Raw genomic sequence first — 20,383 nt, 5'->3', positions numbered from 1 at the left:
CATGTCGGGTGTCCAGGGTGAGCGGTATGGGACATCGGAAACTGCGCCGCGCCGGAGCGGTGATCGTCATTGCGGGCCTCACCGCGGCCGGGCTCGCGGCCTGCGCGAGCGAGCCGGCGCCGGCCGCGCCCCGAATCGAGGGCAATCAGGTGGTTATCCCGATCGACGGCGGCATGGCCGAGGTCGACACCACCTCCCTGGCAGTGGGGGCGATGGCCTCCGGGCAGCGGCTGGAGCTGTCCGGTCCGGCGGATGGGGAGCTGGGCGCACCCGGGCCGGTACGGGTCGAGGGTGCGGCGGCCGGCTGGAACTATCCCGATCGCGGGCTCACGGTGAGCGCGAGCGCCGCCGACGGCCGCCTGCGTATCGATGTGCGCGGTGAGCGGGACGAGAAGCTGATGTGGCCGGTCACGGGCGGCGACGAGGCCGCGCGTTCGCTTCAGATCCCGCGCGGCGAGGGGCTCTCGCTGCCGGTGCGCGACACCTTCTGGAACGGTCCCGACACCGGTCTGGTCGGTGAAAACCTCTCCCTCACTGCGGGATTGACCATGCCTTTCTGGGGCTTCACGATCGGTGACCGTGGTGTCAGCTATGTGGTGCCCACCGATATCGGCAGCGCGGTGACCGTGCAGTCCGAAGGCGGCCGGCTGCTGGCCCGTGGCGAACACGACTTCGAGCCCGCGCGCGGAACCAATGACTACCGGGTCGATTTCGCCCTCACCGACGCATCGCCGGTCGCGGCGGCTCGGGACTATCGCGCGTGGTTGCTGAAGCACGGCGAATTCCGTTCGCTGACCGAGAAGATCGCCGAGAATCCCGCGATCGGCAAACTGCTCGGCGCGTTCCACACCTACATGTGGGGCGACGGACGTAGCCCGGAAGCCATTGCGCAACTGGAGAAGCTGGGCATCGACCGCATGTGGATCGGCTACGACGCCGACGGCAAACCCATGACGGGGGAGGCGGTGCGCGCCGCCGCACAGGCCGGTTACCTGGTGGGCCCCTACGACTCCTACGACAATGCCCAGGATCCCGCCACCGCCGACAACCCCTCCTCGCGCTGGCCCGGCCGATTGTGGCCGGACGGGTGCGTGCACGACGCCGACGGAGTACCCGAGACCGGCTTCGGCGGGCGCGGCTGCTATCTGAGCACCGAAGTGCTGAAACAGGATCCGAAGCTGTATCAGCAGCGCTATGCCGCCATGACCGCCAACGGCGCGGACAGCTACTTCCTGGATGTGGATGCCGCCGGTGAGTTCTTCGACGACTACACCGCCGCGCATCCCATGACCCGGACGCAGGATCGGGAGAATCGCCTGGAACGCATGCGCTGGCTGGCCGCGGACCGCAAGACTGTGCTCGGCTCCGAGTCGGCGGGCGCGTGGTCCGCGCCGGTGCCGGCCTTCGATCACGGCGCACAGAACCCCATCTCCGACGGGCTGTGGAAATTGCAGCGCGACAAGCAGACCTGGGGCGCGTACTACCCCGAGCAGGCGCCCAAGGCGTTCTTCCAGCCGGTCGACCTGCCCGCCGCGCTGGCCACCGCCATGTTCGATCCGGCCTACCGGGTGCCGCTGTACGAGACGGTGCTGCACGACTCCCTGGTCAATGCCGACCGCTGGGAGCTGTCGTACTACAAACTGCCGCAGCAACAAACGATGCGCGCACTCACCGCGATCCTCAACAACACGCCGCTGAACTTCGTCCTGGACCGCGCCGCCATCGACGCGCACGGGGCGGAAATCGCACGCCTGCAACAGTTCTTCGCACCGTTGCACGAGGCCGCGGGCACCCTGCCCATGACCGACTTTCGCTGGCTCACCGACGATCATCAGGTGCAGCGCAGCGTCTTCGGCGACGGCACGCTCACGGTGACCGCTAACTTCGGTACCCGAGCCCACGACGGTCTGCCCGGCGGCTGCGTGGACGCACAGCTCGCCGGTGATCCACTGCCGCGCCGCCTGTGCCCGGGACAATGATCGGCACCGGCGGCAGGACCGCGCCGAAGGCGATCGTATTCGCCACTGCCGCAGCGGTTCTCACCTTCGCACTGCTCGGGCACGAATGGATTCCCGATATCGCCGGATCCGGTGCGGTGCTGGACGCCGCGGTCCCGTGGCTGGGGCTGCTCGTCCCGGTCCTCGCGGTGACGGCCGTACTGCTGCGCAGTCCGGCGGGCGCGGTCACCATGCTGGTCCCCCTGCTGGCCTGGGCTTACGTCTTCGGTGCGTGGTGGGCTCCGCGTCCCGCTGCCGCCACGCCGGGCGGTGGGCTGACCGTGGTGTCCCAGAATCTGTTCGCCGCCAACGGTTCCCCGGTCGCGACCGCCCGCGCGCTGCTTTCCGCCGATGCCGATGTGGTCGCGGTCCAGGAGTTCGCCGGATCCAATCGCGCACCGGTGCAACGCATTCTGGATGACGCGTATCCCTATCGCGAGCAGCTCGGCACCGTGGCGCTGTGGAGCCGTTACCCGACCTCCGACGCCGAACCCGCCGACGTCGGCATCGGCTGGACCCGCGGACTGCGCACCCGCATCGCCGCACCCGGTGGCGATGTCGTCGCCTACGTCGTGCACCTGCCGTCCATCCGTCCGGGGGAGAGCGCCGGACGCGATCACGGATTGGCGGTGCTGTCGCGTCAGCTCACCGGCGAACCGGCCGAACGTGTCCTGGTGGCAGGCGATTTCAATACCGCCACCACCGACCGGAACTGGTCCGGCTTCGCGCCCGGATACCGAGATGCGCTGTCCGCGGGCGGTTCCGGCCCCGGATTCACCTGGCCGTCCTCCTTCCCGCTGGTGCGGCTCGATCATGTCCTGGTTCGCGGCGGCGCGGTCGACTCCGCGTCCGTGCTGCGCACTCCGGGTCCCGATCACCGGGCCGTGCGGGCCACCATCGGCTTCTGAGTCCGCCGCGTGATCGACCCCGCTCCGAAAACCACTTACACTGTCTGAGACGGGGGTGCCGGGTGTGGTCGGCGCTCGCGGCGCAGAAAGGAACGGCAACGTGGCCGGAACCAGGAGAAAAGGCATCTCTCGCATGGCGAAGGTGGCGAGCATCCCCGCCACCCTGCTGGCCCAGCGGGCCGCCGCCACCGGCCGCGGTCTGCTCGCGGGCGCCGAACGCGGCAGCATCACCGACGAGATGCTCGACAATGCCGCCGACCAGGTCTTCGCGGTGCTGGGCGAGCTCAAGGGCGGAGCCATGAAGCTCGGCCAGGCGCTCAGCGTCGCCGAGGCCGCGGTACCACCCCGCTTCGCCGAGCATTTCCGCGCGGCGCTGACCCGCTTGCAGCAGGAAGCCCCGCCCATGCCGGTCGCGGACACCCACCGCATGCTCGATCTGCAATTGGGCACCGCGTGGCGGAAACGCTTCGCGCACTTCGAGGATCAGCCGATCGCGGCGGCGAGTATCGGGCAGGTGCACAAGGCGGTCTGGCACGACGGCCGCACGGTCGCGGTGAAGGTGCAGTACCCGGAGGCCGAGGAGTCCGCATCCGGGCAACTTCCAGCTTCGGCCGGACGGGCGGCTCGGCGTCATCGATTTCGGTGCGTGCGCGGAGACGCCCCGAGGCATTCCGCGGGCCGCTGGGCGAATGGGCCGGTGCGCACTGGCCGGGGACTACGCGGGGCTCGAACGAGTGCTGCGCGAGGAGGGTTTCGTCAAGCCCGGGGCCGCCATCGAGATCGATCCCATCCGGCGTCGCATCGAGCCGATCGTCGCCCAGATCGACGGTCACGACTTCCATTTCAGCCGTGCCATGCTCCAGGAGGACGTGGCGCGGGCCTTGGATCCGGCGAACATCTCCCTGGTCAATGCTCGCGCCATGAAAGCGCCCGCGGACCGGCCCGAGTACGCCATGTTCGGGCGCGTGCTCGGGGGCGTGGTGGGCATCTGCGCGCAGCTCGATGCCCGGGGGCCGTTCCTGGGGCTGGCGGAGCAGTGGATTCCGGGCTTCGCCGACAGCCACGAGGCCGCCGGCTGAGGCGTCACGATCAGCGGAAGTACGGTGCGGGCTGCACCCAGTGAAAGCCGCGCGAGACGGACGGGAGCCGGTCCAGGTCCAGGCGCGCCAACCGCATCCGCACCGGACGGCCACCGACCTGCCCCTCCAGGATCAACTCGCCGGCTTCGGGCTGCTCGTAGGCGAAGGTCGCGATCTTCCACTGGTGCGCGCGATCCTTGGCCAAGGTGACGGTGTGTGCGTCGGCGTCGACCTCGCCGGGGAACGACACCAGGGAATCGTCCATGCGCTGCGCGGTGACGCCGATGGTGTTGTCGAAGATGATGCGGCGGAATCGCTCGTTGGCACCGAGCATTTGGGCATTGTGCTCCTTGCCGCTGTAATCCACGAGCGGCGGCAGGGTCTGGCCGGCGACGGTGTATTCGGTGACGTTCCAGATGCCGTACAGCGGTGAGTGCTCCCGGCCGTTGCCGTAGGAGCGATACGCGTCGTAGCCCTCGGTGATCGAGGTGAACAGCAGCCACGCCCCGAACAGCACCTGGGCGAGCAGCAGCATCCGCTGTGCGCGTGGGGTCGCCACCAGCGGTGGGGTGTCCGGGGCCGGAACGGCGTGCCCGGTGAGCGCCTTGACGATCCGGGCGATGTCGGGCGCGGCGAGGATGGCCGAGTACACGACCAGTTGCAGCGCGAACAGCTTCACCGGCACATCGAAGGTGAGGTTGAGGACGGCGACCTGGAGCGACACGATGAATGCCAGCACCGCGCCCAGTCCGGCGGTGCGCGGCAGCACCAGCAGCAGCGCGGCGGTGAGCTCCGCTGCGCCCAAGGCGATTTCGTAAGGCTCCGACATCGCGGTCGAGGCCCACAGGATCGACATCGGGCTCATATCGCCGAACGGCTCGACCAGGCGCTCCAGGCTGAAGGTCATCTGCGAGGGCAGCGCCTTCACCATGCCGTACAGCAGCAGCGCGGCTACCAGGACGGCGCGCAGCAGCAGCCGGAACCAGCCGTAGAGCCGGTCGTAGCCGGGGCGGCGGCGATCGAGGATCGACCAGACCGCGGTGGCCACGACGGCGACCAGCAGCAGCGTGAACTCCGCGACCCACTGCGTCGCGGTATCACTACTGCCGGAAGCGGAGTAGTCGGCCCGGGTGCCGAAGAACTGCGTACCCACCCAATCGGAGAGCGGATGCAGCGCCGTCCATTTCGCGACCGTCAGCACGGTATCGGTCGGCAGCCCGAAGGAGCGCAGCAGGGCGTGCGCCACCCACGGGGCCGCCATTCCGACGCCGACGAAGACGAAGCCGAACCGGAAAGCGATGCGCACCAGCGGATGCCACGCTGCGGCCGGGGCCCGCTCGTCGTCCAGCCGGCCCGCTTCGGCCGCCATTGTTGCCACCACGGATAACCCCTCACCAATTCACGCAGCAAACTCCTTGCGGGCGTGAACGTTATGGCAACCGGTGATACGGGCGTATCCGGCAAAAGTGGTGCCCCGATCGTCCGTGCCCCCGGAATCATCGCCACGAGTGCTGGGTGCCCGGCGGTCAGTTCACCGAGACCGCGCGCCGCCCGTTGCTGGTGACGGTGACCGGCCGGGTCACCGTGAAGCGGTAGTCGTCCAGGGGGAAATGCCGGTTCTCCCAATACATTTCCAGCTGGGTGGAGGGGCGGAAGGCCGCGCCGTCGCCCTGATAGTTGATGTAGTAGGTGTTCGAGGTGACACAGCCCTGGGTGAACAGGTGGGTGCGCTTGGCGCGTTCGTCCATGCGGGCGAAGTAGCGGTCGTGCGGCTCCTGGCGGACCTCCACGCGGGTGGCCCGGCGGCGGCGCGCCTCCTTGATGACGCGCGCGGCATGCGCCGAGGTGGATTCGATGAGCGGGATATAGGAGCCCGGCGCGTAGGCGTAGGGGCCGACGATGAGGAACGCGTTCGGGAACCGGGGCACCGAGACGCCCTGATACGCCTGGAAGCGATTGCGGTCCCAGAATTCACCGAGCTCCAGTCCACCGCGACCGTAGATGGGATAGGGCGGCGTATAACCCTTCTCCATCACCTTGAATCCGGTGGCGCACAACACCATATCGAATTCGCGTTCCCGCCCGTCGGCGCTGACGATGCCGGTCGGGGTGAAATGCTCGATGGCCGCGGTGACCAGGTCGACGTGCGGGCGGGTGAAGGTCTGGAAGTAGTTGTTGGAGATGGACGGTCGTTTGCAGCCCAGCCGGTAGTCGGGGGTGAGCTTGCGGCGCAGTTCGGGATCGCGCACCTGGCTGAACAGATAGCCCTTCATGGCGGCCTCGCCGAGGGTGATACCGGCCGAGGTGACGCGCGGATAGTTCGAGATGGCCAGGCCCGCGCCCAATCCGGCATTGACCCCGATATTGCCGAGGAATCGCACCGTCTTCTGTACCGGCGCGAAACCGAGCAGTGTATTGAGCACCGGGCCCATCTCGAAATCGAGCTTGGGGCCGATCCAGATGGCGCGGCGCTGATACACCGTCAACTGCGAAACCGTCTTGGCCAGTTCGGGAATCGCCTGGAGCGCCGTCGCGCCGGTGCCGATGACCGCGACCCGTTTGCCGCTGTAATCGTAGGAGTGATCCCACCGCGAGCTGTGCATGAGCTTGCCGGTGTAGTCGTCGATACCCGCGATATCCGGATTGTTCGGCTGCTCCAGCCCGCCCACCGCGCCGATGGTGTAGCGCGCGGTGATCTCGCCGCCGTCCTCCAGCCCGATCCGCCACAGGTCGTTGTGCTCGTCGAAGGAACCGCGCACCGCGCCGGAGCCCAATCGCAGTTTCGGCCGCAGACCCTGCCGGTCCACCACCTCCTCGGCGTAGCGCTGCAATTCCTCGCCGGGCGCGAAGAAGCGTGACCAGTGCGAGCGCGGCTGGAAGGAGAAGTTGTAGACCGGTGACGGAATATCCACGGCCACACCGGGATAGGTATTGGCCAGCCAGGTGCCGCCCACCTTGTCCCACTTGTCGATGATGACGAAGTTCTCGATCCCGGCCTTGCGCAGGGCCACGCCCGCGCCGATCCCGCCGAGACCCGCGCCGATGACGACGACTTCGTATTCGGGGGTGCGGGGGGAGCCGTTGGTGGTGCTCATCGTTGAGACCTCGTGTTCTCGGGAAGAGGGGATGATGCGTGCGCCGCGGCGATGACGTCCGGAAGTTGCTGCCGCCGTAGCTTTCCCGCGGTGGTGCGGGGGAGTTCCGGCGCGAACACGATGTCGCGCGGGACCTTGTAGTTGGCGAGGGTGGATTTGATGTGCGCGCGCAACGCCTGCGCGGTGGTGCGCGCGCCCGGCTCCAGGACCACCACCGCGGCCAGGCGCTGACCGAATTCGGTGTCGGGGACGCCGATCGCGCCCGCGTCGGCGACGGCGGGATGGGCCAGCAGGGCGGCTTCGACCTCCTGGGGGAAGACGTTCTCGCCGCCGGAGACGATCATGTCGTCGGAGCGGCCGTCGATGAACAGCCGGCCCTGCGCGTCGAAATGGCCGAGATCGCCGGAGTCCATATGCTTTCCGACCATGGCTTTGGCGCGGCCGTCGGTGTAGCCGTGCGACATGGCGGGGTTGCGGTTCACGATGCGGCCGGTGTGACCGGTGGGCAGTTCGCGGCCCTGCTGATCCACGATGCGGATATCGACCAGACCGGTCGGTGGTTTGCCTACGGTGCCGGGCGCGGCGCGCAGATCGGCCGGCGTGGCGATCGCGCCCGCACCCGTCTCGGTGGAGGCGTAGCCGTTGAACAGCACATCGCCGAACTCGTCCATGAAAGCCGTTGCCAGCCAAGGCGGTAGCGGTGCAGCCCCGCACACCACCATTTGCAGGCTGTCGGTGCGATAGTCGTGGCGGTCGGCATCGGGCAGTGCCATGATGCGGCCCAGCATGGTCGGCACCAGGCAGGCGATGCGCACCCCGTGGCGTTCGATATCGGCGAGCACGGTCTCGGCGTCGAAGCGTTCGTGCACGATGGCGGTGGAGCCGAGCAGGAACGCGGCGGGGAGGGCGAGGAAACCGAAGGTGTGATGCAGCGGCGGGGCGATGATCATCGGTTCGCCCAGGCGTGGAATCGGTTCGAAGCGAGCCAGGTCGGCCACCGCGCCCAGCATGCGCGGGTGCAGCCCGGCCAGCACGGGCAGTGCGGCCCGGCCGCCGATCCCGCGCGCCACGCCCTTCGGCACGCCGGTGGTGCCGCCGGTGAGGAGCACTATCGCACCGCCGTGGGCGGGTTCGCGCACGGGTGCACCGCCCGCCTCGATCAGCTCGGCCACCGTCGGCAACCCACCGGCCGCACCGCGCACCACCACCCGCCGCCCGGAGTAGCCGGATTTCGTTATCTCGCCGTGGAATTCGCCGTCGTACAGCAGTAGATCGATGCCCTCGCGGCGGAGCACCTCGCCGATCTGCGGGCCGGCGAAACCGTAGTTGAGCGGAACCAGGTCGGCCGAGAGCCGGGCGGCGGCGTAGGCGGCCGCGACGAAACCGCGATGATTGCGGCACAGCACGCCGACCTTGTTGCCGCGCCGGATATCCCAGCGTGCCCGCAGCGCGGCGGCGAGGTGTTCGACGTGCCGGTGCAGTTCGGCGGCGGTGATCGGGCCGTCGTCGTCGATCACGGCGGGGCGGTCGGGGAAGCGGGCCGCGAACAGGGCCAGGGTGGTGGCCAGGCCGACGCCCCCGCGCAGGGCCGCGGCGGCATGTGGAATCCGGTTGGGCGGCAACAGTTTCAGTGCACCGGTGCCGGGAAACCGGGCCGCCAGGGTCACCGCGTCGTCCAGGAGGTTGGCGGCCGATTCCAGGCGGCCCAGCCGTCCGGCGATATCGACCGGCCGGTTGTTCCAGTTTCCCAGCTCGGCGTAGCGGGTCAGCAGGCGCTGCGCCAGCGGCGAGGAGTCCATCGCATAGGACACCGGCGCGCTCGCGCGCTCCCACCACGGGCGAATCGCCAAGGGCCGGTCCACAATCGCGCGGCACACCAGGCTCGCGGCCTCCTCGGTGGACATGCTCGGGGTGTAGCGGTACATGCGGTACGGCCCGAGCATTTCCGAGCGCACCAATTGCAGATGCACGGCGGTGCTCGTGATGCCGTCGGCGCGCAATTCCGGTCCGGCTCCGCGCATCCAGGAATTGAAGGCCGCTTTGGTGGCGATGTACGCGGTCCAGCCGACGCCGGGCATATGCACGCCCGCGGTGCTGATATTCACGATATGGCCCTGGCGGCGCGCTCGCATGGACGGCAGCAGGCTCAGCACCAGGCGCACCGGGCCCAGATAATTGATGCGATTGGTGTCGTCGAAATTGTCCCAGCGGTCCAGGGAGTCCGAGAGCCAGCGGCGGATGGACTTGCCCGCGTTATTGACGAAGACGTCGACGTGACCGTGGTCGGCGAGGACGCGCTCGACCATTTCGGCGCAGGCGTCCATATCGGTGAGGTCGGTGGGGTAGGGGTGGATCGATCCCGGTGCGCCCGCGAGTTCGTCGCGCAATTCCGTCAGCAGCCGGGCGCGCCGGGCGACGGCGGCGACGATCGCGCCATTGCGGGCCAAGCGCTCCGCGGTGGCCCGGCCGACGCCGGAGGAGGCCCCCGTCACCAGGATGACCTTGCCGGATACGGCCGGAGCCAGCCGCCGGTCGCTGATTCCGTAACTTGCCGCGCCCAGCGCGATCCGGATCGATTCGGGTAATTCGATCATGGGCTGGAGATTCCTTGCCGAGCGCGGTATCACGCGGTCTGGGTATCGAATTCGTAGTCGGAGAACGGGAACCGGCGATGCTCACGGCGGGCGGTGAAGAATCCGGTGGGCCGGATATAGGTGCTGTCACCCTGCGAATTGCGGTAATAGGTGGGTACGTGCGCGTTCAACTCCGCCAGGTAATAGCGCATGGCCGCACCGTGCCGGTAGATCCGGCGGTGGTAGGCGTCGTGCGCGTCCTGGCGGACCGCGACGAAGGTCGCGCCGCGGCGGCGGGCCTCCGAAATCGCCCGCACCGCATGGTCGGCGGTCATCTCCACGAAGGCGTGCCAGCCGCTGCCGGACCAGGAATACGGCCCGACCAGGGTCCACCGGTTCGGGAGCGCGGGCAGCGCCACGCTCTCGTAAGCCTGTAAACCGTTTTCCGCGTAGAACTTTCCCAGATCCATGCCCGCGCGGCCGATGACCATGCCGGGCGTATAGGTCTCCGGATCGGAGAACACGTGATAGCCGGTGGCCAGGACGATCATGTCGAATTCGCGTTCGACGCCGTCGGTGGTGCGCAGGCCGCCGGCGGTGAAGCATTCGATGGGGGTCGTCACCAGATCCACATTCTCGCGATTGAAGGCCAGCAGATAGCCGGTATTCGCGGTGGGGCGCTTGGCGATCGGACCATAATCCGGGGTGAGCGCGGCGCGGGTCCCGGGGTCGGTGACCATGGTGCGCAGCAGTGCCCGATAGCCGCGAATCGCGGCCGTGTCCATGGCGCGCATCGCGGGTTTCGCCACCGCCATCGGCGCGGTCGACATGGCACGCAGCGCCGCGTCCACGACGACCAATGCGGCCCCGTGCACAGCGGCCTGCACCCCCGGCACCCGCAAGGCCATCTGCACCACCTCGGGAATCTTCGGATTGGGCTTGGGAATACACCACACCGGCGTCCGCTGGAACACCGCGAGATGCGCTACTTCGCCGGCGATCGACGGCGTAATCTGTACCGAGCTGGCTCCCGTGCCGATTATCGCGACCCGCTTACCTCGCAGGTCGTAATCGTCATCCCAATCCGACGGCCGCTGTATCTTTCCCCGATACTCGGCCAGCCCCGGAATTCCCGGATCCTGCTTCGGACTGATGAACGCCCCCACCGCGCTGACCACGAACCGCGCCGTAACGACCCCGCCGCCATCGAGATACAGATTCCAGCGATGCCGGTCCTCGTCCCATTCTTCGCTGATCACCCAAGTCCCGAAGCGCAGATGCGGATACAACCCGAATCGCCGGGCCACCCCCATGTGATACCGCTTCACCTCCGCTCCCGGCGCGAACAGCCTGCTCCAATTCGCGTTCCGGGCGAACGAATACTGGTAGGCGATGGACGGAATATCGACTTCCAGACCCGGGTAATGGTTCTCCTGCCAGCTCCCGCCGACCTCGTCGGCCCGTTCGAGAATGACGAAATCCTCGATCCCGGCCCGCTTCAGCTTGACTCCGGCGGCGATCCCGCCCGGGCCGGCTCCGATGACGACCACCCGGTGGTCCGGCCCCGAATCCCGAAGTGCGCCATTGCGCTTCGATACTGTGCCCACGTGCCTCGGCCTTTCGAGCAGGCGACTGGTATCCCACCAGAGTAGATCTGTCTGGGACAGTGATCAAGGGTGGGAATCCGAGGCGGGTCCGGTTCACCGGTGCAGCGGGGTCTCCGCGTGCATGTGCGTCATCTTCTCCGGATTGCGCACCGCGTAGAGCCCGCTGATCAAGCCGTCGTCCATGCGCAGCGCCAGCACGGTGTCGGCATCGTCGTCGGCGCGGACCAGCAGCGCCGGGTAGCCGTTGACCTCGACGGATCGGATCGCGGCGGCGGACATTCGAGCCAGCCCCAGCGCGAGCACCCGCGCCACCCGCTCGGCCCCGACCACCGCCACCTGGACGGCCTGCACGATTCCGCCGCCATCGCCGAGCAGGACCACCTCGGGGGCGAGGATGTCCAGGAGAGGTTGCAGGTCACCGGTTTCGACGGCGCGCTGGAAAGCCGTGAGCGCGGAGCGGGTTTCGTCCGCGGTGACGCTGCCGCGCGGCCGGCGGGCCGCCACGTGCGACCGGGCGCGATGAGCGATCTGCCGCACCGCCGCCGGTGACCTGTCCACCGCCTCCCCGATTTCGTCGTACCCCAGATCGAAGACCTCGCGCAGCACGAAGACCGCGCGCTCGGTCGGCGTCAGCGTCTCCAGCACCAACAGCATTGCCATGGACACGCTTTCGGCGAGCTCGACATCCTCGGCCACATCCGGCGTGGTCAGCAGCGGTTCCGGCAGCCACGGACCGACATAGGACTCCTTGCGCCGGTTCAGCGTTCGTAAACGGCCCAGCGCTTGCCGAGTGGTGATCCGCACCAGGTAAGCACGCGGATCCCGCACCTCCGCGAGATCCACGCCGGTCCATTTCAACCAGGTCTCCTGCAACACGTCCTCCGCGTCGGCGGCGGACCCGAGCATCTCGTAGGCGACGGTGAACAGCAGCTTGCGGTGGGTGACGAACTCGTCCGTGGCGGCGTCGGGCATGCGGGTCTCCTCTTGTTTCTCACCCACCAGACACCGCCCACCGCGATTTTGTGACACCCCCGCGGCAATGAATTCCTATGGCGCACGTCACGTTCCCGATGCTGTCACAGCTGGCGGGCGACCGGCATCTCATGGTCGTTCACTTCGAAAACACTCCGGTGAGGATCACATCATGGAACCCCGTTTCGACCTGATGGCCAACGAGCTCGGCGCCAAGCTCGGCAAGCGCTTCGCCAACGCCGGCCTGCTGATCATGCAATCCACCCTCCCGAAAACCACCCAGGAACTGGTGGAACTCCGCGTCGGTCAAATCAACGGCTGCGGCTTCTGCGTGGACGCCCACTCCAAAGAACTGGCCGCCGCCGGCGAACCCGCCGTCCGCATCAACCTGGTCGCCACCTGGCGCGAATCCACCGTCTACACCGATGCCGAACGGGCCGCCCTCGCGCTGGCCGAGGAAGGAACCCGCGTCGCCGACGCCGCCCGCGGCGTCTCCGACGAAACCTGGGCCCAGGTCCGCGAACACTACGACGACGACCAGACCGCGGCCCTGCTCTACCTGGTAGCCATGATCAACGCGGCCACCCGCCTGAACGTCATGGTGCACAACAAGGGCGGCTCCTACGAGCCCGGCATGTTCGCCGCCTACGCCGGCTGACCACCGGCCTCCGGCGGAGTTAGAGTCTGGGAAACCTGAGCCTGGAGGGAAACCCATGCAAACTTCGCTGGAGCAGTGGATCGCCGCGGGGTCGTGGCTGGAGGTGGACGGGCATCGGGTGTTCCACCGGCAGGACGGGGCGGCGGGCGGGCGGCCGGTGACGCTGCTGCACGGGTATCCGTCGTCATCGCACGATTGGAGCGGGATCGTCCCGGCACTCGTCGAATCGGGTTGCCGGGTCACCACTTTGGATTTTCTCGGGTTCGGGGCCAGCGACAAGCCGCGCGGGCACGACTATCGGATGGCCGGGCAGGCCGATCTGGTGGAGCAGGTGTGGAAGCGGCTCGGGATCGGTGAGACCGCGCTGGTGGCACACGATTACGGGGTGAGTGTGGCGCAGGAGCTGCTGGCTCGGGATCCGGGCCGGGTGACGCGGATGGCCTGGATGAACGGCGGGCTGTATATAGATCTGTACCGGCCCTTGGCGATTCAGAAATTGATGATCTCGCCGGTCGGGAAACTGCTGGGGCCGTTGATGTCCGAGACCACGTTTCGGGCGTCGGTGCGCCGCACGGCGGGGCGGCCGCTGGCGGAGGAGGTGCTGCACGAGATGTGGCTGTCCACCGCGCGGGACGGGGGCACCCGCATTCAGTGGCAGATCAATCGCTATCACGCCGAACGCCATGCGAACGCCGTCCGCTGGCAGCGCGCCCTCGAAACCTATTCGGGGCCTACGTTGTTCATCTGGGGTCCGGCCGATCCGATCAGCGGCGGCCAGGTCGGGCGGTTCCGCGAGCGGTTCCCGGAGGCGACCATCATGGTGCTGGACGAACCGCCCGCGGTCGGGCACTGGCCGCAGCTCGAGGACCCGGACACGGTGCGCTCGGCCCTCACCGGCTTCCTCGCGGAATAGCGCTATCCGGCCGCGGCATCGCGGGATGGGCCGGCGCTGCGGCGCAGGCGATGCATGGCGAGATCGGCGGGGCGGTCGGCGCGGGTGCGGTGGCGGGTCATGACCGCGGTGAGCTCCGGTGACCAGCGCAGGATTTCGTCTCGAATGGGGCCGGTGGCGCCGAGTTGGCAGCTGAGGCCGAGCAGACCGGCCAGGGCGCGCTGGAACGGGGCGAGGTAGGCGGGCGCGCCCAGTTGGCGGAAGACGTTGGTGAGGCGGGGGCTCGCGACCGAGAGCACGCGTTCGCGGAGCCATTCGGTGTTCGCGTGGAAGGTGGGGTGGCGCAAGAGATCGGTGAATGGCATGAGTTCGGCCACCAGAGCCTCGGCGTCGAGGGGGCCGGTGGCGAAGCCGTGGGCGCGGGCGGCCGCCTCCAGATCGGTGGGGGTGCCGTTGATCAGCGCGTCGACGAGGTCATGGACCATCGGGAGGAATTGCGGTGGGGGCCAAGGGGTGCAGGCCCCGAAGTCGACCACGCCGAGCCGGCCGTCGGGCAGCACCCGGAAGTTACCCGGGTGCGGGTCGCCGTAGAGCAGGCCGCAACGCTGCGGTGAGGACCAGACGAAACGGATGGCGAGCATGCCCACCCGGTCGCGTTCGGCCTGCGCGCCCGCGGTGACCAGGCGGGTGAGCGGGACCCCGTCGAGCCATTCGCTGATGATCACGTCACCCTGCTGGGCGATCACAGCCGGCACGTGGAAATCGGGGTCACCGGCGTAGGCGGCGGCGAAGGCGCGCTGGTTGTCGGCCTCGGCGGCATAATCGAGTTCGGCTCGCACACACTCGGACAGCGCCGCGAGGGCGGCGGCCACATCGGTGTTCGGGAGGAAGACGGGCGCGATCCACGCCAGCTTGCGCAACTGCTCCAGGTCGCTGAGCACGGCCTCGCGCGCACCCGGGTACATGATCTTCACCGCGACCCGGCGGCCGTCGTGCCAGACCGCGCGATGCACCTGCCCGATGGTCGCCGAAGCCGCCCGCCGGTCGTCGAATTCACGGAAGTGGGCGCGCCAGCCGGGGCCGAGCGCGGCGGCCAGTTCGGCGTGCACGGTGCCGGGCAGCATCGGCGGCGTCGCATCCTGCAAGCGGCTCAAGGCGTTTCGATACGGTTCGGCGAGCTCCGGCGGCAGCGCCAGCTCGTAGAGGGCGAGCATCTGCCCGAGTTTGGCCGCGCAGCCCTTCAATTCGCCCAGCACCTCGAACATGTGCTCGGCGGTGCGCACCCGGATATCATGATCCACCTGGCGCGCCGGCCGCCCCATCGCCTTCTTGCCGGCCCCGGCCATCCGGCGGCCCGCGAAGGCGACCGGCAGGGCGGCGAGTTTGGCGGAGCGAACCGACTTACGGGCGGGCGGATTACCGCCGGTGTCCCGTTCCCCCCGCCGTGTACGACGCAAACTCATCGATCATCCCCTTGCGCGCGCTCGACCAATGCGCAAGAAGTCAGTGTGCCATGCGAGGAAACTATTCGGTACGGAAAGGTTCAGCCTTGGCGCGCGGACAATTTCGCCAGGTCGGTCAAGCGGTGCGCCCGCGCGATCTCGGCGGGGGTGAAAGGCTCGCCGGAGCGGATGAAGGTCATGGGCTCCGCGGCGGTGATCTCCAGCACCGTTCCGGGCGCGCTCTCGGGATCGGCCGCCGGAACATATTGCGCGCCCAGCAATTCCGCGATGACCAGGGGCAGTTCGCCCGGATCGAGCGCGATCCGGGCGGCCAGGCCCAGCGCCTTGGTCTGCCCGTCCACCAGGGTCAGCGCCGAGGCGGGCCAGATGCCGACCGGTGTGCCGCCCGCCCGGGTGACGGCATTGGCCAGCCGCTGCGGGGTGATGTCCGAGGGCGTCGAGACCACCAGTTCGTCCAGCGCCCCGTCTTCGAGGTGATGCACGTGGACGGTGAGAATATTGGCGCGCTTGTCCGCGAGATGCTTGGCGAGCAGCTCCAGCCGGCCGGGCTTGTTGTCCACCCGCACCCGGATGCGCCACAGCTGTTCGGCACTGTCGAGCCGGTGCCGATGCCGCAGTTCGGGAGCGTGCAACCAGCGCGCGAAGTACCGCATGGCCCCGGGCTCCACCACCCAGATCACCAGGATGGTGGTGGTGACGGTCAGCAGTACGACGGTGAGCAGGTAGGGCAGTTCGTAATGGATGACCAATGCGTGCAGGGCGAGCTCGACCGGGAAGACGGCGGCCAGTTTCGCCAGCGTCAAACGGGTGCGCCGCGGATGGGGCAGGCGACCGCACACTTCGCAGGCCAGCGCATGTACCTCGGTTTGCCTCATATTCACCAGGTTCGGTGAACGAGGTTTCACCGATGTGCCCGGCGGTAAAGACGGAGTGACAAATCGCGTTCTCACCGGCCGGATAGGTGGTGTGCCGCACAGCAATTCGCGAGGTGTGCCGGGTAACACACCATTTGCGCTGGAGTTTCGCCCTACTTCGGGGGTAGGGAGCGCGCGTAGGCCACGCCGCGGCCCACCCACTCGTCGAGGGCATCGTGGTCGTCCACCGCCTCGGCGGCGACCCGCAACCAGCCCTTCATCTCGCGCCCGCGCATGACCATCAACTCCACCGCGTCCCGCCGCGCCAGCTCCACCGAACTGTCCGGATCGGTCCGCACCAGCAGCCCGCCCTGCCCGCTGGCGGCCACCGCCATATTGCCGCCGATCAGAAAGGCCAGCCCGCCGAACATCTTCTTCTCGACGGTCAGGCCGCGTGCGGGACCGAGTGCGTCCCGGATCCGCTCGGCCAGCTCTTCGTCATATGCCATTTCCGCATTGTGACCCCGGCCACCGACAATTTCCGGCTCGCGCCGAAAGTTAGCGGCCGAAAAGAGACCGTTCCGGCAGGTGTCAGGGCGCGCGGATTGAGGTACACAGGGAAAGTGGAAGCACCGCCGACGGTAGGTGTCGAAGAGGAGTTTCTCCTCGTGGATCCGCGCACCGGTGCGCCTGTCGGCCGGAACGCCGACGTCGCACGCACCGCCGCGGACCTCGGCATCGAGCTGCAATTGGAGATCACCCGCTGCCAGGTGGAGACCAGCACCAGGATCCACACCAACACCGGCGACCTCCTGCGTGAGCTGCGGGAACTGCGGCGCGGAGCCGCCGCCTGCGCCGAGAAGAACGACGCTCTGCTGCTGGCCGCCGCCGTTCCCCCGAGCGGCCCCGACGATCTCTCCATCACCAGCACTCCCCGTTACCATCGCATCGCCGAAACGTTCGGCCGCCTGGCCTACGACCAGGGCATCTGCGGCGCCCACGTCCACGTGGAGGTCCCCAATCGTGAAGTGGCCCTTCAGGTCAGCAATTTCCTGCGCCCCTGGCTCCCCCTCCTGCTGGCCCTGACCGCCAACTCCGCCATCTACCGCGGCGACGAAACCGGTTATGCCAGTTGGCGAAACATTCTCTGGCGCCGCTGGCCCAGCGCCGGCCCACCCCCGCACTTCGATTCCCTCGAGGACTACGACACCCGCGTGGAATCCATGCTTTCCCGAGGCGTGATTCTCGACCGCAAAATGGTCTATTGGGATGTGCGCCCGTCGATTACGTTTCCCACGGTGGAAGTCCGCGTCAGCGACGTCCCTGCCACCGCCGAAGAAAGCGCCCTCCTCGCAACCCTGGTCCGCGCCGCCGTCATGACCGCCCGCACCGCGACCCGAGTCCCCGTCATCGCGGAGGACACCCTGCACGCGGCCTACTGGAAAGCCGCCCACGAAGGGATAGACGGCCCCGCCATCAACCCGCTCGACGGCCGCACCATCCCCGTGGAAGAACTCCTCGACGACCTCATCGGCCGCCTGCACACCGCCCTGGAACAACTGGGCGACCTCGACTTCGTCACCGCCACAGTCCGTTCCCTCCTGGCCCGCGGCAACGGCGCCCGCCGCCAACTCGCCGCCTTCCGAGCCCGCCGCGAAATCACCGACGTGGTAGGCGAACTCGCCGAAGCCACCCTCTACGCCTGCCGCTGATCGCTACTTCTTCTTCAGGCAGAGCGTGAAATCGGCGACGCCCGCACTGTTGTTCCGTTTGGAAGACTCGCTGTAGACCTGATCCGCCTGCGGATACTGTTTCGCACACTGCATATCGGCGAGGCCGGCCACGGTGATCACCCCTATCACCGTCGCCTCGGCGCGGCTGTCGGAGCACGCCACGATGACCAGATCGGGATCGGTGGCGCTGCCTTTGTCCCGAACACAGTCCCCGACCTCGGCGGCCCTTGCGCCGGACCCGGACGAGAACCCGGCGAACGCCGAATGTGCCCCGGACGAACCATTGTTCGCGGCGACGACCAGCAGCACGATGAGCGCCGGCGGAACGAAGAACCCGGCCACCTGCCACCGCCGAGTCAACGGCTTCCCCGGATTCATCGGCACCCCCGGCGCCCCTGGAATCGGCGCCCCGAGCCGGTTCAACCTCGCTCGATTCACCAGATTGACCAGAATGGTGATCGGATTGGCGAGCACGAACGATATCGGTCCCCACCAGCCCTCCACCAGGCTCGCCCCGGTCATCTGCCGAAACGAGGCCAGGCCACAGGTTTTGCAATACGGCCCCGGCAACTTCCGGAACTGCATGACGAGCACCAACCCCCGATGCGCACGAAATGTGGCATCAACCGCCGGCGTCGCCCCGCAGTACCGGCAATAAGCGCCATTCGGCTCCGAAACGGGCACGGCACCGGACGGTGATTCGATTGTGGACATTGCTGGGCTATCCCCCCGTGTGAACTGTGGAACCGCCGTATTGAAGCACACTCGGGAGACGGATTCGGCCCCGGTCGATCGAGGGGACCGAACGGGGCCGTACTGGTAACTCCGACCGATCAATTGGCGCGGGTGCGCCATTCTTCGAGGTGTTCGGCCTCCGCGCCGATGGTGGTGGATTCGCCGTGTCCGGTGTGCACCAGGGTTTCCGGGGGCAGGGACAGCAGGCGGTCGGCGATGGAGGTGACGATGGTGCCGTAGTCGGAGTAGGAGCGGCCGGTGGCGCCGGGGCCGCCGTGGAAGAGGGTGTCGCCGGTGAAGACGACGCCGAGGTCGGGGGAGTGGAAGCAGCAGGCGCCGGGGGCGTGGCCGGGGGTGTGCAGGACGTGCAGGGCGGTGCCGCCCACTTCGATGATCTGCTCGTCCGACAGCTCGCCGTCCGGCGTCACGTCGGGGTGGGTCAGCCGCCACAACACCAGGTCGTCGGGGTGCAGCAGGATGGGAGCGCCGGTGGCGGCGGCCAATTCGGGGGCTACCCGGATGTGGTCGTCGTGGGCGTGGGTGGCGAGGATCGCCTTCACGGTGCGGCCACCGACCAAGTCGAGGATCGTTTCGACATGGTGGGGGGCGTCGATGATGACGCATTCGGCGTCGTCGCCGACCAGCCAGACATTGTTGTCGACGTCGAAGGTTTCGCCGTCGAGGCTGAACGTGCCGTTGGTGACGGCGTGATCGATGTGCGCCACTAGAGCATCACCACCGAGCGCAGGACGTCGCCGTGATGCATCTTGGTGAAGGCGGCCTCCACGTCGGTGAGCGAAATCGTCTCGGTGACAAAGGCATCCAGGTCGAAGCGACCCTGCTTGTAGAGCTCGATCAGGTAGGGGAAGTCGCGCGAGGGCAGGCAGTCGCCGTACCAGGAGGACTTCAAAGAGCCGCCGCGGGAGAAGAAGTCGATGAGCGGCATCTCCAGCTTCATATCGGGGGTGGGGACACCGACCAGGACCACGGTGCCCGCCAGGTCGCGGGCGTAGAACGCCTGCTTCCAGGTCTCGGGGCGGCCGACCGCGTCGATCACGACGTCGGCGCCGAACGAATCGGTGAGCTCCTGAATGCGTTCGACCGCATCCTCTTTGGCGGCGTTCACGGTATGGGTGGCCCCGAAACCCTTGGCCCACTCCAGCTTCCGCTCATCCACATCCACGGCGATGATGGTGGTCGCCCCGGCCAGCCGCGCCCCGGCGACGGCCGCGTTCCCGACACCGCCGCAACCGATCACCGCGACACTGTCCCCACGGCTGACCGCACCGGTATTGATGGCCGCGCCCAGCCCGGCCATCACCCCGCAGCCCAGCAGCCCCGCCGCCGCGGGCGACACGCTCGGATCCACCTTCGTGCACTGCCCGGCATGCACCAGGGTCTTCTCGGCGAACGCGCCGATCCCCAGCGCGGGCGTCAACGGAGTGCCGTCGGTCAACGTCATCGGCTGCGCCGCATTGAAAGTCGAGAAGCAGTACCACGGCTTGCCCTTACGGCAGGCGCGACAGGAACCGCACACGGCCCGCCAGTTCAGGATGACGAAATCGCCCGGCTCCACATCGGTGACGCCCTCGCCGACCGCCTCCACGATGCCCGCGGCCTCATGCCCCAGCAGGAACGGGAATTCGTCGTTGATGCCGCCCTCGCGGTAGTGCAGGTCGGTGTGGCACACCCCGCACGCCTGCACCTTCACCACGGCCTCGCCGGGACCGGGATCGGGGATCACGATCTCGGTGACTTCGACCGGAGCATTCTTCGAGCGCGCAATCACGCCCCGCACGATCTGGGACATTGGTTCC

Annotated in this window: 17 protein-coding genes and 1 pseudogene; 7 read left to right on the top strand and 11 right to left on the bottom strand. The window is 68.1% G+C overall.

Going from position 1 to position 20,383, the window contains the following annotated elements; all coding sequences use genetic code 11:
* The first annotated feature begins 26 nt into the window (after positions 1 to 26).
* From NI1_RS23985 to NI1_RS40160, 4 genes and pseudogenes are all read left to right on the top strand, one after another.
* Positions 27 to 1,979: a glycoside hydrolase gene (locus NI1_RS23985; RefSeq protein WP_067824850.1), complete on the top strand. Its 1,953-nt coding sequence runs from the start codon at positions 27 to 29 to the stop codon at positions 1,977 to 1,979.
* Positions 1,976 to 2,905 carry an endonuclease/exonuclease/phosphatase family protein gene (locus tag NI1_RS23980; protein ID WP_067824848.1) on the top strand — a complete coding sequence of 310 codons (930 nt, stop codon included), beginning with the start codon at positions 1,976 to 1,978 and terminating at the stop codon, positions 2,903 to 2,905. The genes NI1_RS23985 and NI1_RS23980 overlap by 4 nt, the downstream gene beginning before the upstream one ends.
* 133 nt (positions 2,906 to 3,038) lie before the next feature.
* Positions 3,039 to 3,434 (top strand): annotated as a pseudogene (locus tag NI1_RS40165) (AarF/UbiB family protein); the annotation flags it as partial.
* A gap of 160 nt (positions 3,435 to 3,594) precedes the next feature.
* Positions 3,595 to 3,984 (top strand): AarF/ABC1/UbiB kinase family protein, encoded by a 390-nt coding sequence (locus NI1_RS40160; protein WP_067824846.1) that lies wholly within the window; start codon positions 3,595 to 3,597, stop codon positions 3,982 to 3,984.
* Positions 3,985 to 3,994: 10 nt separating this feature from the next.
* On the opposite strand, the gene NI1_RS23970 is transcribed toward NI1_RS40160, so the two are convergent.
* The 5 genes from NI1_RS23970 to NI1_RS23950 form a co-directional block, all read right to left on the bottom strand.
* Entirely contained in the window at positions 3,995 to 5,353 is a 1,359-nt protein-coding gene (locus NI1_RS23970; RefSeq protein WP_084523598.1) for a hypothetical protein, read from the bottom strand.
* 157 nt (positions 5,354 to 5,510) lie between these two features.
* A complete protein-coding gene (locus NI1_RS23965; protein ID WP_067824844.1) occupies positions 5,511 to 7,079 on the bottom strand; it encodes a flavin-containing monooxygenase in 1,569 nt (522 codons plus the stop codon).
* Positions 7,076 to 9,673 carry an SDR family NAD(P)-dependent oxidoreductase gene (locus NI1_RS23960; RefSeq protein ID WP_067824842.1) on the bottom strand — a complete coding sequence of 866 codons (2,598 nt, stop codon included), beginning with the start codon at positions 9,671 to 9,673 and terminating at the stop codon, positions 7,076 to 7,078. Before NI1_RS23960 ends, NI1_RS23965 begins: the two co-directional genes overlap by 4 nt.
* A gap of 29 nt (positions 9,674 to 9,702) precedes the next feature.
* Positions 9,703 to 11,259: a flavin-containing monooxygenase gene (locus tag NI1_RS23955; RefSeq protein ID WP_067824840.1), complete on the bottom strand. Its 1,557-nt coding sequence runs from the start codon at positions 11,257 to 11,259 to the stop codon at positions 9,703 to 9,705.
* A gap of 93 nt (positions 11,260 to 11,352) precedes the next feature.
* The gene (locus NI1_RS23950; protein WP_067825318.1) at positions 11,353 to 12,231 is read right to left on the bottom strand and encodes an RNA polymerase sigma-70 factor; all 879 of its coding nucleotides are present in this window, start codon (positions 12,229 to 12,231) and stop codon (positions 11,353 to 11,355) included.
* A gap of 172 nt (positions 12,232 to 12,403) precedes the next feature.
* Between NI1_RS23950 and NI1_RS23945 the strand changes: the two genes are divergently transcribed.
* A complete protein-coding gene (locus NI1_RS23945; protein WP_067824838.1) occupies positions 12,404 to 12,889 on the top strand; it encodes a carboxymuconolactone decarboxylase family protein in 486 nt (161 codons plus the stop codon).
* Positions 12,890 to 12,944: 55 nt separating this feature from the next.
* Positions 12,945 to 13,802: an alpha/beta fold hydrolase gene (locus NI1_RS23940; protein ID WP_067824836.1), complete on the top strand. Its 858-nt coding sequence runs from the start codon at positions 12,945 to 12,947 to the stop codon at positions 13,800 to 13,802.
* 2 nt (positions 13,803 to 13,804) lie between these two features.
* Here NI1_RS23940 and NI1_RS23935 read toward each other — a convergent pair whose 3' ends face one another.
* From NI1_RS23935 to NI1_RS23925, 3 genes are all read right to left on the bottom strand, one after another.
* Entirely contained in the window at positions 13,805 to 15,244 is a 1,440-nt protein-coding gene (locus NI1_RS23935) for an ABC1 kinase family protein (protein WP_067824834.1), read from the bottom strand.
* Between the two features lie 80 nt (positions 15,245 to 15,324).
* Positions 15,325 to 16,119 carry an amino acid-binding protein gene (locus NI1_RS23930; protein WP_157535302.1) on the bottom strand — a complete coding sequence of 265 codons (795 nt, stop codon included), beginning with the start codon at positions 16,117 to 16,119 and terminating at the stop codon, positions 15,325 to 15,327.
* Positions 16,120 to 16,271: 152 nt separating this feature from the next.
* Positions 16,272 to 16,607 carry a TfoX/Sxy family protein gene (locus NI1_RS23925; RefSeq protein ID WP_067824830.1) on the bottom strand — a complete coding sequence of 112 codons (336 nt, stop codon included), beginning with the start codon at positions 16,605 to 16,607 and terminating at the stop codon, positions 16,272 to 16,274.
* 114 nt (positions 16,608 to 16,721) lie between these two features.
* Here NI1_RS23925 and NI1_RS23920 point away from each other — a divergent pair, with 114 nt between their 5' ends.
* The gene (locus NI1_RS23920) at positions 16,722 to 17,810 is read left to right on the top strand and encodes a carboxylate-amine ligase (RefSeq protein WP_067824828.1); all 1,089 of its coding nucleotides are present in this window, start codon (positions 16,722 to 16,724) and stop codon (positions 17,808 to 17,810) included.
* A gap of 3 nt (positions 17,811 to 17,813) precedes the next feature.
* On the opposite strand, the gene NI1_RS23915 is transcribed toward NI1_RS23920, so the two are convergent.
* The 3 genes from NI1_RS23915 to NI1_RS23905 form a co-directional block, all read right to left on the bottom strand.
* Positions 17,814 to 18,353: an LppU/SCO3897 family protein gene (locus NI1_RS23915; RefSeq protein ID WP_067824826.1), complete on the bottom strand. Its 540-nt coding sequence runs from the start codon at positions 18,351 to 18,353 to the stop codon at positions 17,814 to 17,816.
* Positions 18,354 to 18,664: 311 nt separating this feature from the next.
* Positions 18,665 to 19,291, bottom strand: a complete 627-nt coding sequence (locus tag NI1_RS23910; RefSeq protein ID WP_067824824.1) for an MBL fold metallo-hydrolase — start codon at positions 19,289 to 19,291, stop codon at positions 18,665 to 18,667.
* Positions 19,291 to 20,376, bottom strand: coding sequence for an S-(hydroxymethyl)mycothiol dehydrogenase (locus NI1_RS23905; protein ID WP_067824822.1), 1,086 nt, complete (start codon positions 20,374 to 20,376; stop codon positions 19,291 to 19,293). The genes NI1_RS23910 and NI1_RS23905 overlap by 1 nt, the downstream gene beginning before the upstream one ends.
* Between the last annotated feature and the right edge of the window lie 7 nt (positions 20,377 to 20,383).

It is taken from the genome of Nocardia inohanensis NBRC 100128 (genome assembly GCF_001612945.1).
Lineage (GTDB): Bacteria > Actinomycetota > Actinomycetes > Mycobacteriales > Mycobacteriaceae > Nocardia > Nocardia inohanensis.
Note: the sequence above shows the minus strand (reverse complement) of the source record. Positions and strands in the feature narration are given on the sequence as shown.

Bases quoted from the DNA above. Each gene is read 5' to 3' on its own strand.
- NI1_RS23985 (WP_067824850.1), top strand. From the start codon at position 27: ATGGGACATCGGAAACTGCGCCGCGCCGGAGCGGTGATCGTCATTGCG.
- NI1_RS23965 (WP_067824844.1), bottom strand. From the start codon at position 7,079: ATGAGCACCACCAACGGCTCCCCCCGCACCCCCGAATACGAAGTCGTC.
- NI1_RS23960 (WP_067824842.1), bottom strand. From the start codon at position 9,673: ATGATCGAATTACCCGAATCGATCCGGATCGCGCTGGGCGCGGCAAGT.
- NI1_RS23915 (WP_067824826.1), bottom strand. From the start codon at position 18,353: ATGACCGGGGCGAGCCTGGTGGAGGGCTGGTGGGGACCGATATCGTTC.
- NI1_RS23925 (WP_067824830.1), bottom strand. From the start codon at position 16,607: ATGGCATATGACGAAGAGCTGGCCGAGCGGATCCGGGACGCACTCGGT.
- NI1_RS23930 (WP_157535302.1), bottom strand. From the start codon at position 16,119: ATGAGGCAAACCGAGGTACATGCGCTGGCCTGCGAAGTGTGCGGTCGC.
- NI1_RS23940 (WP_067824836.1), top strand. From the start codon at position 12,945: ATGCAAACTTCGCTGGAGCAGTGGATCGCCGCGGGGTCGTGGCTGGAG.
- NI1_RS23935 (WP_067824834.1), bottom strand. From the start codon at position 15,244: ATGAGTTTGCGTCGTACACGGCGGGGGGAACGGGACACCGGCGGTAAT.
- NI1_RS23905 (WP_067824822.1), bottom strand. From the start codon at position 20,376: ATGTCCCAGATCGTGCGGGGCGTGATTGCGCGCTCGAAGAATGCTCCG.
- NI1_RS23945 (WP_067824838.1), top strand. From the start codon at position 12,404: ATGGAACCCCGTTTCGACCTGATGGCCAACGAGCTCGGCGCCAAGCTC.
- NI1_RS23950 (WP_067825318.1), bottom strand. From the start codon at position 12,231: ATGCCCGACGCCGCCACGGACGAGTTCGTCACCCACCGCAAGCTGCTG.
- NI1_RS23980 (WP_067824848.1), top strand. From the start codon at position 1,976: ATGATCGGCACCGGCGGCAGGACCGCGCCGAAGGCGATCGTATTCGCC.
- NI1_RS23970 (WP_084523598.1), bottom strand. From the start codon at position 5,353: ATGGCGGCCGAAGCGGGCCGGCTGGACGACGAGCGGGCCCCGGCCGCA.
- NI1_RS40160 (WP_067824846.1), top strand. From the start codon at position 3,595: ATGGGCCGGTGCGCACTGGCCGGGGACTACGCGGGGCTCGAACGAGTG.